Raw genomic sequence first — 13,974 nt, 5'->3', positions numbered from 1 at the left:
CGCACCCACGCCTACGTCGAGTACGAGTACATCGACCGCAAGAGCGACCTGCTCAACGACAACAGCACCGTCGCCATCGGCCTGCGTACCGATTTTTGATCTGGACACGCCTGACAACGTTATCAGAATGATGGTGCAGCCTTTGCCCAGGAGATGAGCATGCCAACCATCAAAGACGTTGCCAGGCGCGCCGGTGTTTCGATCAAGACGGTGTCGCGCGTCGTCAACAAGGACCCGGCGGTGCGCGACAGCACCCGCGAGCACGTCGAACGCGTGGTGGCGGAGCTGGGCTACACGCCCGACCCCGCCGCCCGCTCGATGCGCAGCAACCGCACCGGGGTGCTCGGGCTGGTCACCGACATGGTCACGACCACCCCCTACTCGGTGGACATCATCAGCGGGGTGCAGGACGCCTGCGCCGAGGCGGGCATGATGATGCTGATCGTCAACACCCGCGGTGACCGGGCGCATACCGAGCACGCGATCCGCACGCTGGTCGAGCGCAAGGTCGAGGGCATCGTCTACGCGACGATGTACCTGCGCGCGCTCGACGAGCTGCCCGCGATGGGCGACCTGCCGATGGTGCTGGTGAACTGCTTCATGGCCGACGGCAGCGTGCCGTCGATCGTGCCCGACGACTACGCCGGCAGCTACGCGGCGACTTCGCACGTGATCGAGCTCGGCCACCGCGACATCGCGCTGCTGTCGGTCAACCCGGTGATCATCGCCGGCGAGCGTCGCGGCCGCGGCTTCCGCCGCGCGCTGCTCGACCACGGCCTGACCTGCACCCCGGACCGGGTGCGCGCCGGGCAGGTGTTCGAGAACGGCCGCGAAGTCTTCGTCGCGGCCGAGGCGACGCTACGCTTCCTTGACGCGGCGCAGCGCCCCACCGCGATCGTCTGCGGCACCGACGCCATCGCGATGCGCGCCTACAACGCGGTGCGCGAGCGCGGCCTGCGCATCCCCGACGACATCTCGATCGTCGGCTACGACAACTTCGTGATGATCGCCGAAGCGCTGGACCCGCCGCTGACCAGCGTCGCGCTGCCCTACTACGACATGGGCCGCACCGCGGTGAGCTGGCTGCGCCGCCTGGGCCACGGCGACGGGCTGGCCGAGCCGACGCTGCTGATGCCTTGCCCGCTGATCCGGCGCGCGTCGTGCCGACCGCTGTGAGACCGACGCGCAGCCGACATGCCCATTAGCCCATTAACCGGCCTCACGGCCACCCTCCCCCCCACCACGCAACGCAGAGGAACCAGGAGCATGAAGAACTCGCGACACATCACCGGCGCCGCCCTGTTGCTGGCCGCGCTCGCCAGTGGCAGCGCTGCGGCGGAAACGATCTCGGTAACCTGCGGCACGACCGGCAAGGGCTATGAGTTCTGCAAGAATCTCGCCGAGGAGTGGAGCAAGAAGACCGGAAATACGGTCAACATCGTCTCGGTGCCGAGCTCCACCAGCGAGCAGCTCGCACTGTTCCAGCAGATGCTCGCCGCCGGTTCGAGCGATATCGACGTCTACGATATCGACGTGGTCTGGCCGGGCATCCTCGGCACGCACTTCATCGACCTCGCGCCGTACACCAAGGGTGCCGAAAAGGAACACTTCCCGGCGATCGTCGCCAACAACACCCGCGACGGCAAACTGCTCGCGATGCCGCAGCTGACCGACGCCGGCGTGCTGTTCTACCGCAAGGACCTGCTCGCGAAGTACGGCGAAGCCGTGCCCGAGACCTGGGAGCAGTTCGCCGCGACCGCGAAGAAGATCCAGGACGCGGAACGCAAGGCCGGCAACGAAAAGATGTGGGGCTTCGTGTTCCAGGGCAAACCGTACGAGGGGCTGACCTGCAACGCCGTCGAGTGGCTGTCGAGCTTCGGCGCCGGCAACATCGTCGAGCCCGACGGCAAGGTCTCGATCAACAACCCGCAAGCCGTCAAGGCACTGGAAACCGCCGCCTCCTGGGTGACGACCATCGCCCCGCAGGGCGTGCTCAACTACACCGAGGAGGAAGGCCGCGGCGTGTTCCAGTCGGGCAACGCCGTGTTCATGCGCAACTGGCCTTACGCCTGGGCGCTGGCGCAGGGCGAGGGCAGCCCGGTCAAGGACAAGGTCGGCGTGGTCGCGCTGCCCAAGGGCGGTGCCGATGGCAAGCACGTCGCCACGCTCGGCGGCTGGCAGAGTGCGGTCTCCAAGTACTCGAAACATCCGGAGATCGCTGCCGACTACGTGATGTTCGTGACCTCCAAGGAAGTACAGAAGCGCCGCGCCATAGCGCTCGGCTCCCAGCCCACGATCCCGGCGCTCTACAAGGACCCCGAGGTCATCGCCGCCAACCCCTTCTTCGCGACGCTGTATGAGCTCTTCGCCGCCGCCGTTGCGCGCCCCTCCACGGCGACGGGGAACAAATACAGCCAGGTCAGCAACGAGTTCTGGAACGCGACCTTCGACGTCATCTCCGGCAAGGCGAGTGCGAAGGACTCGCTCGCCGCCCTCGAAGGCAAGCTCAATCGCATGAGCCGCGGCGGCAAGTGGTAACCGTGCGCTAACCAAAGCGACATACGCTGCGCCGGCGGCGATTCGGCGAACACCTGTATCAACCGATGGAGCGCCGTCGCGGGCCTGGATCGGCCCCTGCGACCGAGTCGTTGCTTTACCACCCGTCGAGCAACGGAAAGGGCCCGGCGCCGCGCCACGATCGCGGCGCCGGGACAGGCGGGAATGCAGCCGGGAAGGCTGTCCGCCGACGCGGCATCGCCGCCGCGCCGGACGCAAGCGATCCACGTACACGACCTGCATCGAGGTGGCGCCCGCCCCGCAAGGCGAGCGCCGGACGTGGAGCGCGGCTGCAACGGCAGGCCGGCGCAGCCGGCCTCGACCACCACGAAGTGACCACTGAGAGGAAGCGAACGATGACGAAGCAAAGCAAGAAGCCGTTCCGCTGGAGCCACCACGCCGCTGCCGCCATCCTGCTCGCCGCCGGACTGGCGGGGGGCAGCGCGGCGATGGCCGAAACCATCTCGATCTCCTGCGGCTCGGTCGGGCGCGAGTTCGAACTGTGCAAGGCGCAGGTCGACGCCTGGGCGAGCAAGACCGGCAACGAAGTCAAGATCGTTTCCACGCCGAACTCGACCAGCGAACGCCTGGCGCTGTACCAGCAGCTGCTGGCGGCCGGTTCGCCCGACATCGACGTGTTCCAGATCGACGTGATCTGGCCGGGCATCCTCGGCACGCATTTCATCGATCTGTCGCCGTATACCAAGGGCGCCGAGAAGGAGCACTTCCCGGCGATCATCAAGAACAACACCCGCGAAGGGATGCTGCTGGCGATGCCGTGGTACACCGACGGCGGCGTGCTGTTCTACCGCAAGGACCTGCTCGCCAAGTACAACGAGCAGCCGCCACAGACCTGGGAGCAGCTCGCCGCGACCGCGAAGAAGATCCAGGACGGCGAGCGCGCCGCCGGCAACGAGAAGATGCAGGGCTTCGTGTTCCAGGGTAAGGCCTACGAGGGCCTGACCTGCAACGGCATCGAATGGCTCGGCTCCTACGGCGGCGGCACCATCGTCGACCCCGACGGCAAGATCTCGATCAACAACCCGCAGGCGATCAAGGCCCTCGAAACCGCCGCGAGCTGGATGAAGACGATCGCCCCGGACGGCGTGCTGAACTACTCCGAGGAAGAAGGCCGCGGCGTGTTCCAGTCGGGCAATGCCGTGTTCATGCGCAACTGGCCCTACGCCTGGCCGCTGGCGCAGAGCGCCGACAGCCCGGTCAAGGACAAGGTCGGCGTCAGCGCGCTGCCCAAGGGCGGTGCCGACGGCAAGCACGTCGCCACGCTCGGCGGCTGGCAGCTCGCCGTCTCCAAGTACTCGAAGCACCAGGCGCTCGCCGCCGACCTGGTCGTCTACCTGACCTCGAAGGACGCGCAGAAGGAGCACGCGATCAAGGGCGCCTATCAGCCGACGATCCCGGCGCTGTACCAGGACAAGGAAGTGCTGGCAGCCAACCCCTTCTTCGCCAGCCTGTACGACACCTTCGCCAGCGCGGTGGCACGCCCGTCGACCGCGACCGGTGCCAAGTACAACCAGGTCAGCAACGAGTTCTGGAACACCGCCTACGACATCCTTGCCGGCAAGACCAGCGCGAAGGACGGCGTGGCCGCGCTGGAAGCCAAGCTCAACCGCATGAGCCGCGGCGGCAAGTGGTAAGCCCGGAGCGCGCGTAGGCCGGGCTTCCCGACGGCCTGCGCCGCGGCGGCGACCGCGGACCTCCCACCCCGGTCGCCGCACATTCCACCGTCCTGCATGAGGATTTGCAGATGGCTGAAAAACTGTCTTTGAACCAGAGCCGGATCCGTTCGGCCTGGCTGTTCATCACGCCGATGATCGTCGTGATGGTGCTGGTGGCCGGTTGGCCGCTGCTGCGCACGCTGTGGTTCAGCTTCACCGACGCCGACCTGAAGGAGCTCGGCGCCGCGAAGTTCGTCGGCTTTTCGAATTACGTCGGCGAGTACGGCCTGCTGGCCGATCCGGAATGGTGGAACGCCGTACTCAACACCATCCGCTTCTCGGTGATCTCGGTGACCCTGGAAACGGTCCTCGGGTTAATCGTCGCGCTGGTGCTGAACGCGAAGTTCCCCGGGCGGGCGCTGGTGCGCGCCGCGGTGCTGATCCCCTGGGCGATCCCGACCATCGTCTCGGCGAAGATGTGGGCGTGGATGATGCACGACCAGTTCGGCGTGCTGAATTACGTGCTGATGGGCCTGCACATCATCAATCAGCCGCTCGCCTGGACCGCCGATCCCGCGCTCGCGATGAACGCGGTGATCATGGTCGACGTGTGGAAGACCACGCCGTTCATGGCGCTGATGATCCTCGCCGCGCTGCAGATGCTGCCGACCGACTGCTACGAGGCGGCGCGCGTCGACGGCATCCACCCGGTGCGCGTGTTCTTCAAGGTGACGCTGCCGCTGATCCGCCCGGCGCTGATGGTGGCGGTGATCTTCCGCGCCCTCGACGCGCTGCGCGTGTTCGACCTGATCTACGTGCTGACCTCGAACAGCAAGGACACGATGAGCATGTCGGTCTATTCGCGCCAGCAGCTGGTGGACTTCCAGCAGGTCGGCTTCGGTTCGGCGGCCTCGACGGTGCTGTTCCTGATCGTGGCCCTGTGCACCGCCGCCTACATCACGATCGGACGGGTCAAGTTCGACGGAGACGCACGATGAAACCGAATCTCTGGCTGCGCATCGGTTTTTACCTGCTGGTTGCGGTGATCATCGTCTACGCGGTGTTCCCGTTCTATTACGCCATCGTGTCGTCGATGAAGTTCGGCTCGGATCTGTTCACGCCGAACCTGCTGCCGGCGCAGTTCAAGCTCGACAACTACGTCTCGGTGCTGTCGCAGGGCGTGTTCCTGCGCAACGTCGGCAACTCGGTCGTGGTCGCGGTCGTGGTGGTGGTGGTCTCGCTGACGATCGCGGTGTCGGCGAGCTACGCGCTCGGACGCGTGCGCTTCAAGGGCCGCAAGCTGCTGCTGCTCACCGTGCTCGGCATCTCGATGTTCCCGCAGGTCGCGGTGCTGTCGGGCATGTTCGAGATGATCCGCGCGCTCGGCCTGTACAACACGCTGTGGGGCCTGGTGCTCACCTACATGGTGTTCACGCTGCCGTTCACGGTGTGGGTGCTGACCACCTTCATGCGTGACCTGCCGAAGGAACTCGAAGAAGCCGCGATCATGGACGGCGCCTCACCCCTCGTCATCGTCACCCAGGTGTTCCTGCCGCTGATGTGGCCGGCGCTCGTCACCACCGGGCTGCTCGCCTTCATCGGTGCGTGGAACGAGTTCCTGTTCGCCCTGACCTTCACGCTGAGCCCGGAGATGCGCACGGTGCCGGTGGCGATCGCGCTGATCAGCGGCGCCAGCCAGTTCGAACTGCCGTGGGGCACGATCATGGCCGCCTCCGTGATCGTCACCGTACCGGTCGTCGGCCTCGTGCTGATCTTCCAGCGCCGCATCGTCTCCGGCCTCACCGCCGGCGCCGTCAAGGGCTGACACCCCTTCACTACAGGAGCATCGAACATGAGCCATCTCGACTCACGCACGGACCCCGACTGGTGGCGCGGCTCCGTCATCTACCAGATCTACCCGCGCAGCTACCAGGACACCAACGGTGACGGCGTGGGCGATCTGCCGGGCATCACCCAGCGGCTCGAATACATCGCCAGCCTCGGCGTGGACGCGATCTGGCTGTCGCCGATCTTCACCTCGCCGATGAAGGACTTCGGCTACGACGTCTCGGACTACCGCGACATCGACCCGCTGTTCGGCACGCTGGCCGATTTCGACACCCTGGTGGCGCGTGCCCACGCACTCGGCCTGAAGGTGATGATCGACCAGGTGCTGAGCCATACCTCGGACGAGCACCCGTGGTTCGTCGAGAGCCGCCAGAACCGCAGCAACCCGAAGGCCGACTGGTACGTCTGGGCCGACCCCAAGCCCGACGGCACGCCGCCGAACAACTGGCTGTCGATCTTCGGCGGCAGCGCCTGGCACTGGGACGCGCGGCGCAACCAGTACTACATGCACAACTTCCTGACCAGCCAGCCGGACCTGAACTTCCACCACCCGGAAGTGCAGGCGCAGATGCTCGACGTCGTGAAGTTCTGGATCGAGCGCGGCGTCGACGGCTTCCGCCTGGATACCGCCAACTTCTACGTGCATGACGCCGAACTGCGCGACAACCCGCCGTTCGACCGCTCGGTGCCGGCGGTCGACGGCGCGGTGCCGGCGAACAACCCGTACGGCTACCAGCAGCACCTGTACGACAAGTCGCAACCGGAGAACCTCGAGTTCATGCGCAAGCTGCGCAGCCTGCTCGATCGCTACCCGGCGCTGACGACGGTCGGCGAGATCGGCGCCGACGACGCCATCGGCACGATGTGCGAGTACACCAGCGGTGGCGACAAGCTGCACATGGCCTACAGCTTCATGCTGCTCGGCCAGACCGGCACCGCGACGTTCGTGCGCAAGGTGATCGACGACACCGAGGCGCGCATCGGCGACGGCTGGCCGTGCTGGTCGCTCGGCAACCACGACTGCATGCGCGTGCTCAGCCGCTGGGCCGGCGGCGATGCGCCCGCGCGCGCGCGCATGCTCGCCGCGATGCTGCTGAGCCTGCGCGGCAGCGTCTGCGTGTACCAGGGCGAGGAACTCGGCCTGACCGAGGCCGACATTCCCTTCGAGCGCATCCAGGACCCGTACGGCATTCCGCTGTGGCCGGAGTTCAAGGGCCGCGACGGCTGCCGCACGCCGATGCCGTGGAACGCCGCGGCGCCGCACGCGGGCTTCTCCGGCGCCGAGCCCTGGCTGCCGGTCCCCGAGGAGCACCTGCCACGCGCGGCGGACCGCCAGCAGGACGATCCGCATTCCGTGCTCAACGCCTATCGGCGCTTCCTCGGCTGGCGCCACACGCAGCCGGCGCTGATCAAGGGGTCGATCGCCCTGGTCGACAGCGATGAGCCGATCCTCGCCTTCGTGCGCGAGGCGGGCGACGAGCGCGTGCTGTGTGTCTTCAACTTCAGCGCCGACACCGTCGCGTTCACCCTGCCGGCCGGCGACTGGAAGCCGCTCGCCGGTCATGGCCTGGAAGCCACGCTGGCGCAGGACAAGCTGACGCTGCCCGCCTTCGGCGGCTTCTTCGGCGGCGCCTGACGGCGCGGACATGTCACCCCTTGCCCTACCCGCGGGGCGCGTGCCCGGACACGACGCGCGCCCGGCCGGGGAGGCGGAACATCCGCGGCCCCGGGGCCGTTGCAACGCAGAGATCGAGAGGAGTTAACCGCAAATGGCAGACATCAAGCTCCGTGATGTGCACAAGCGCTACGGCCACGTGCAGGTCATCAACAACGTCAACCTGGAGATCGCCGACGGCGAGTTCTGCGTCTTCGTCGGCCCGTCGGGCTGCGGCAAATCGACGCTGCTGCGCATGGTGGCCGGCCTGGAGGAGATCAGCGCCGGCACGCTGCACATCGGCGGGCGCGACGTCACGCACCTGCCGCCGTCCGAGCGCGGCGTCGCGATGGTGTTCCAGAGCTACGCGCTGTACCCGCACATGACGATCTTCGAGAACATGGCCTTCGGCCTGAAGCTCGCCAAGACCGACAAGTCCGACATCGACAAGCGGGTACGCAAGGCCGCCGACATCCTGCACCTCGGCCACCTGCTGGAACGCCTGCCGAAGGAGCTCTCCGGCGGCCAGCGCCAGCGCGTGGCGATCGGCCGCGCGATCGTGCGCGAGCCCGGCGTGTTCCTGTTCGACGAGCCGCTGTCGAACCTCGACGCCGCGCTGCGCGTGCAGACCCGCATCGAGATCGCCAAGCTGCACGCGAGCCTCAGCGCGAGCATGATCTACGTGACCCACGACCAGGTCGAAGCGATGACCATGGCCGACAAGATCGTGCTGCTCAACGCCGGCGAGGCGATGAGCCGCGACGGCAGCATCGCCCAGGTCGGCGAACCCCTGGAGCTCTACCACCACCCCACCAACCTCTTCGTCGCCGGCTTCATCGGCTCGCCGAAGATGAACTTCCTGCCGGCGACGATCAGCGCCATCACCGGCGAACGCGTGGAGGTGACGCTGGCGAGCGGCGCCCGCGCCAGCGCGACGGTGGACGCCGGCAGCGCGCGCGTCGGCGACAAGGTCACGCTGGGCGTCCGCCCCGAACACACCCTGATCGGCGGCAGCACCGACGCGATGGGGGTGATCACCGGCGGCGCACGGCACGTCGAGCACCTCGGTGAGTCCTCGTACTTGTACGTCGAGAGCCCGGCCACCGCCAACGACGAAGCGACGCTGACGGTGCGCGAGGAGGGTGACACGGCGATCCACGTCGGCGAACCGCTGACGGTGACGCTGCCCGAAGCCCACTGCCACCTGTTCGATGCCAACGGCCACGCCTATCGGCGCCGGCTGAAGCCCGGGGCCCAGGTCCGTCCGCCGCTGATGGCGGTCCCCAACACGTCGCACTGAGCGACGGCAGCGGGCGGGCCGGCGGCGTAGAACGCCGGCCCGCCCGCCGGGCCACCTCCGGCCCCGCGGGCACCGCGCCCGCTTCAACACATGCGTTGGTCACGAGGCCCGTCGCCGCGACGGGCCAGGGGCTTCGTTGCGGCCGAAACGCCGGTCACCGTCCTGTCGCCCGTTCCGGGCGGCATTACACCGGCGTCGCGGATCAGGATGTATCGCCCGCTATCCCGGGCGGCATCAGCACGATCATTTCACGCCGGGAGAAAGAACATGCAGCAGGCATGGTGGAAAAACAGCGTCGTCTACCAGATCTATCCGCGCAGCTTCAAGGACAGTAACGGCGACGGTATCGGCGATCTGCGCGGCATCATCGAAAAGCTCGATTACCTGCGCACGCTCGGCGTGGACGTGATCTGGCTGTCGCCCGTCTACAAGTCCCCGAACGACGACAACGGTTACGACATCAGCGACTACCGCGACATCATGGACGAATTCGGTACGCTGGCCGATTTCGACGCAATGATCGCCGGCATGCACCAGCGCGGCATCAGGCTGATGATGGACCTGGTGGTCAACCATACCTCGGACGAGCACGCCTGGTTCCAGGAAGCCCGCAAGTCGCGCGACAATCCCTATCACGACTACTACATCTGGCGTGAACCGGCAGCGGACGGCCGCGAACCGAACAACTGGGAGGCGGCGTTCGGCGGCTCGGCCTGGGAGTACAACGAGGCGACCGGCGAATACTACCTGCACATGTTCTCGAAGAAGCAGCCCGACCTGAACTGGGAGAATCCGCAGGTGCGCGCCGAGGTCTACGCGCTGATGGACTTCTGGCTGCAGCGGGGCGTCGACGGCTTCCGCATGGACGTCATCAACATGATCTCCAAGCCCGACGGCCTGCCCGACGCACCGGTGGTGCGCCCCGGCTTCCTGCAGCCGGGTTCCGTGATGGTGACCAACGGTCCGCGCCTGCTCGAATACCTGCTCGAAATGAAGCGCGAGGTGCTGTCGCACTACGACACGATCACCGTCGGCGAAGCGCCCCTGGCCACCACCCGGCAGGGTGTCGAAATCACCGACGAGGAGAACGGCGCGCTGAACATGCTGTTCCAGTTCGAGCACATGGATCTCGATGCGGTCAGCGGCCATGCCAACGGCAAGTGGGCCCTGAAACCCCTGGACCTGCGCGAATTGAAGACGACGATGTCGCGCTGGCAGGACGAGCTCGCCGGACGTGGCTGGAACAGCCTCTACCTGTCCAACCACGACCAGCCGCGGCCGGTGTCGCGCTTCGGTGACGATACCCGCCATCGCAGCGAATCGGCCAAGATGCTCGGCACCTTCCTGCACCTGCTGCAGGGTACGCCCTACATCTATCAGGGCGAGGAACTCGGCATGACCAATGCCCGTTTCACGGACATCGGGGATTACCGCGACATCGAGACGATCAACATGTACCGCGAGGCGGTCGAACAGCGCGGCGAGGATCCGGCGGCCGTGATGAACGCCATCCATGCCAAGAGCCGCGACAATGCGCGTACGCCGATGCAGTGGGATGCCGGCCCGAATGCCGGCTTCACCACGGGCACGCCGTGGATCAGGGTCAATCCGAATTACCTGACCGTCAATGCCGAACAGGCGTTGGTCGACCCGGATTCGATCTATCACTACTACCGCCGCCTGATCCGCCTGCGCCGGGAGCACCCGGTGATCGTCCACGGCCGCTACCAGTTGCTGCTGCCCGACGACACGCGGCTTTACGCGTACACGCGCACCTGGGAACGGGACTGCCTGCTGGTCGTCGCCAACTTCTCGGCCGACGAGGTGATGTTCTCCCTGCCCGCGGAGCTGCCCCGCCGGGAACACCAGTTCCTGATCGGCAACTATCCGGTCGACGCCCGCCGCAGCCCGGAGCACTTCGTGCTGCGGCCGTACGAGGCGCGCGTCTACCGGCTGGGATGAGGCGCCGCCCGGTTCTGGCTCCACGCGGCGAAGCCGCCCGCGGCGCGCGCTGGCGGCCTCCGGGGCCGCTGGCGCGCCGACACCACCCGGCCGCGCGGCGGCCGCCCGGGCTGTAGTGCGGCTGTCGTTGGTTGGCCCGTTCCCCGAACGTATGATCGAGCGCACTCCCCCCTCGACGAGATCCCACCCATGCATGCCTCCGATGACAAGGACCTGCGCACGCGCGTGAAGCTGTTCGGCAATCTGCTCGGAGAGGTGCTGCAGACCCAGGAGAACGGCGCGGTGCTCGATGCCGTCGAGGCGCTGCGCAAGGGCTTCATCGAACTGCGCGCGCAGGAGGACACGGCGAAGCGCGAACAGCTGATGCACCTGATCGAGGCGCTCGACGCGCAGACTCTCACGCACGTGCTGCGCGCCTTCAGCACCTATTTCACCCTCGCCAACATCGCCGAGGAGGACTGGGCACATCAGGCGCGGCGGCGGCAGGTCGCCAGCGGAGAGCCGCTGTGGCGGGGCTCGTTCGACGATGCGGTGCGCGAACTGCACGCGGCGGGCGTGAGCGTCGAACAGCTCCAGAGCCTGCTCGACGAACTGCTGTTCCAGCCGGTGTTCACCGCCCACCCGACCGAGGCCAAGCGCCGCACCCTGCTCGAAGCCCAGCGGCGCATCTTCCTGATGGCCAAGCACCTGAACGACCCGACGCTCGGCGAGCACCAGCGCCAGGTGGTCGAGCAGCAGTTGCGCAACCAGATCCAGATCCTGTGGAAGACCGACGAGGTCCGCGTGCACAAACCCCAGGTGCGCGACGAGATCTTCAACGGCCTGTACTACTTCCGCGAAACCCTGTTCCAGGCGGTTCCGCACATCTACCGCAACTTCGAACGCGCGATCGGCAACGTCTACGGCGCGGCCCTGCGGGTGCCGAGCTGTATCCGCTTCGGTTCGTGGATCGGCGGCGATCGCGACGGCAATCCGTTCGTGACGCACGACGTCACCGCGATGGCCCTACGCATGCAGGCGCGCGAGGTGCAGCGCGAATACATGCGCCGCATCGACGAACTCTCGCACCTGCTGACGCATTCGAGCTCGCTGGTGCGTCCGTCGCTCGCCTTCGCGCAACGGCTCGCGGCCGACGCCGACATCGCCGCCACGGTGTTCCGCGACAACCCCAACCGCTTCAGCCAGGAGCCCTACCGGCGCAAGCTGTTCCTGATGTTTCACCGCCTGAGCCGCAACGTGGCGATGCTGAACGCGCGGCTCAACGGCACGGTCGATCAGGACGGTGGCGGCTACGCCTCGGAGACCGACTTCCTGCAGGACCTGTACGCGATCCGCGATTCGCTGGCCTCGCACGGCGACGGCAACCTCGCCGACGCCGAGCTGAAGGATCTGATCCGCCTGGCGGAAAGCTTCGGCTTCTATCTCGCGCAACTCGACATCCGGCAGGAGTCGACCCGCCACACCGCCGCCGTCACCGAGCTGTTCGCGCGGGCCCCCAACCTGCCGGACTACGCCGCGCTCGACGAGGATGGCCGCATCCGCGTGCTCGGGGAACTGCTCGCGCACCCCGGCACGCCGCTCCTCTACGCCGAGGACCTGTCCGCCGACACCCGCGAGATCCTCGCCGTGCTGCGCACGGTCGCCGAACTTCGCCGCGAGATCAGCCCGCACGCCTTCGGCGCGTACGTGATCTCGATGACGCACGCGGCGAGCCATATCCTCGAAGTGCTGTTCCTCGCGCGCTTCGCCGGGCTGGTCGGGCGCCACACCGACGGCAGCTGGCACTGCGAACTGCGCATCTCGCCGCTGTTCGAGACCATCGACGATCTGGCCCACATCGAGCCGGTGCTCGAAAAGCTCCTCGCCTGCGAAGCCTACCGCGCGCTGCTTGCCGCCTCGGGGGATGTCCAGGAGGTCATGCTGGGCTACTCCGATTCCTGCAAGGATGGTGGCATCCTCGCCTCGGGCTGGAACCTCTACCGCGCGCAGCTGCGCATCAACGCCATCGCGGCGCGGCACGGCATCCGCTGCAAGCTCTTCCACGGCCGCGGCGGCACGGTCGGGCGCGGCGGCGGGCCGACCCACGACGCCATCCTCGCGCAGCCACCCGGCACCGTGCAGGGTCAGATCAAGTTCACGGAACAGGGCGAGGTGCTGTCGGCGAAATACGGCAACGCCGAAACGGCCGTCTACGAACTGACGATGGCGCTGACCGGCCTGCTCAAGGCCAGCCGCTGCCTCATCACCGATTGCCGCCCCGACGACCCCGAGCACCTGCGCGTGATGGCCGAACTCGCCCGGCGCGGCGAGGACGCCTACCGCGTCCTCACCGACCACACGCCACGCTTCGTCGATTATTTCTACGAAGCCACGCCGGTCACTGAAATCGGACTGCTGAACATCGGCTCGCGCCCGTCGCACCGCAAGAAGGCCGATCGCTCGAAGTATTCGGTGCGGGCGATTCCCTGGGTGTTCGGCTGGAGCCTTTCGCGGCAGACGGTGCCGGCCTGGTATGGCATCGGCACGGCCTTGCGGGAATGGTGCGCCGCGGACCGCGAACGCCTGGTGACGCTGCAGGCGATGTACCGGGACTGGCCGTTCTTCCGCTCCCTGCTCGGCAACAGCCAGATGTCACTGTCGAAGAGCGAACTCGGCATCGCCCGCGAATACGCGAAACTGTGCGAGGACGCCACCACCGCCGACGAGATCTACGGCGCGATTCGCGACGAATGCAGCATCACCGCAAGCGAAATCCTGGCCGTCGCGCAGATCGACGCACTCCTCGCCGAGACGCCGTCGCTGAGCCTGTCGATCGCCCGCCGCAACCCCTACCTGGATCCGATCAACTACATCCAGGTGGTGCTGCTCAAGCGCTATCGTGGCGCCGCGAGTGGGGGAGAGGCGGAGCGCGCGCTGTGGCTGAATCCGCTGCTGCGCTCGATCAACGCGCTGGCGGCCGGGATGCGCAACACGGGCTG

Annotated in this window: 9 protein-coding genes; all 9 read left to right on the top strand. The window is 67.1% G+C overall.

Features of this window, described 5'->3' with window-relative positions:
• Window positions 1-159: 159 nt before the first annotated feature.
• Window positions 160-1,176, top strand: a complete 1,017-nt coding sequence (locus EV699_RS19205) for a LacI family DNA-binding transcriptional regulator (protein ID WP_165904212.1) — start codon at window positions 160-162, stop codon at window positions 1,174-1,176.
• Window positions 1,177-1,266: 90 nt separating this feature from the next.
• Complete coding sequence (locus EV699_RS19200) at window positions 1,267-2,538, top strand: ABC transporter substrate-binding protein (protein ID WP_132545862.1); 1,272 nt, start codon at window positions 1,267-1,269, stop codon at window positions 2,536-2,538.
• Between the two features lie 467 nt (window positions 2,539-3,005).
• Complete coding sequence (locus EV699_RS19195; RefSeq protein ID WP_424450046.1) at window positions 3,006-4,211, top strand: ABC transporter substrate-binding protein; 1,206 nt, start codon at window positions 3,006-3,008, stop codon at window positions 4,209-4,211.
• Between the two features lie 110 nt (window positions 4,212-4,321).
• Window positions 4,322-5,230, top strand: coding sequence for a carbohydrate ABC transporter permease (locus EV699_RS19190; RefSeq protein ID WP_132545858.1), 909 nt, complete (start codon window positions 4,322-4,324; stop codon window positions 5,228-5,230).
• A complete protein-coding gene (locus EV699_RS19185) occupies window positions 5,227-6,057 on the top strand; it encodes a carbohydrate ABC transporter permease (protein ID WP_132545856.1) in 831 nt (276 codons plus the stop codon). Before EV699_RS19190 ends, EV699_RS19185 begins: the two co-directional genes overlap by 4 nt.
• A gap of 27 nt (window positions 6,058-6,084) precedes the next feature.
• The gene (locus EV699_RS19180) at window positions 6,085-7,716 is read left to right on the top strand and encodes an alpha-glucosidase family protein (RefSeq protein ID WP_132545854.1); all 1,632 of its coding nucleotides are present in this window, start codon (window positions 6,085-6,087) and stop codon (window positions 7,714-7,716) included.
• Window positions 7,717-7,849: 133 nt separating this feature from the next.
• Window positions 7,850-9,034 (top strand): ABC transporter ATP-binding protein, encoded by a 1,185-nt coding sequence (locus EV699_RS19175; protein WP_132545852.1) that lies wholly within the window; start codon window positions 7,850-7,852, stop codon window positions 9,032-9,034.
• A 267-nt stretch (window positions 9,035-9,301) separates the two neighbouring features.
• Window positions 9,302-10,996, top strand: a complete 1,695-nt coding sequence (locus tag EV699_RS19170; RefSeq protein WP_132545850.1) for a glycoside hydrolase family 13 protein — start codon at window positions 9,302-9,304, stop codon at window positions 10,994-10,996.
• 189 nt (window positions 10,997-11,185) lie between these two features.
• Window positions 11,186-13,974 (top strand): phosphoenolpyruvate carboxylase (ppc, locus tag EV699_RS19165; protein WP_132545848.1); only part of this gene is annotated, 2,789 nt, incomplete at its 3' end.

The organism is Plasticicumulans lactativorans (assembly GCF_004341245.1).
GTDB lineage: Bacteria > Pseudomonadota > Gammaproteobacteria > Competibacterales > Competibacteraceae > Plasticicumulans_A > Plasticicumulans_A lactativorans.
Note: the sequence above shows the minus strand (reverse complement) of the source record. Positions and strands in the feature narration are given on the sequence as shown.

Coding starts and splice junctions, on each gene's coding strand:
- EV699_RS19195 (WP_424450046.1), top strand. CDS start 3,006: ATGGCCGAAACCATCTCGATCTCCTGCGGCTCGGTCGGGCGCGAGTTC.
- EV699_RS19190 (WP_132545858.1), top strand. CDS start 4,322: ATGGCTGAAAAACTGTCTTTGAACCAGAGCCGGATCCGTTCGGCCTGG.
- EV699_RS19170 (WP_132545850.1), top strand. CDS start 9,302: ATGCAGCAGGCATGGTGGAAAAACAGCGTCGTCTACCAGATCTATCCG.
- EV699_RS19205 (WP_165904212.1), top strand. CDS start 160: ATGCCAACCATCAAAGACGTTGCCAGGCGCGCCGGTGTTTCGATCAAG.
- EV699_RS19175 (WP_132545852.1), top strand. CDS start 7,850: ATGGCAGACATCAAGCTCCGTGATGTGCACAAGCGCTACGGCCACGTG.
- EV699_RS19200 (WP_132545862.1), top strand. CDS start 1,267: ATGAAGAACTCGCGACACATCACCGGCGCCGCCCTGTTGCTGGCCGCG.
- EV699_RS19180 (WP_132545854.1), top strand. CDS start 6,085: ATGAGCCATCTCGACTCACGCACGGACCCCGACTGGTGGCGCGGCTCC.
- EV699_RS19185 (WP_132545856.1), top strand. CDS start 5,227: ATGAAACCGAATCTCTGGCTGCGCATCGGTTTTTACCTGCTGGTTGCG.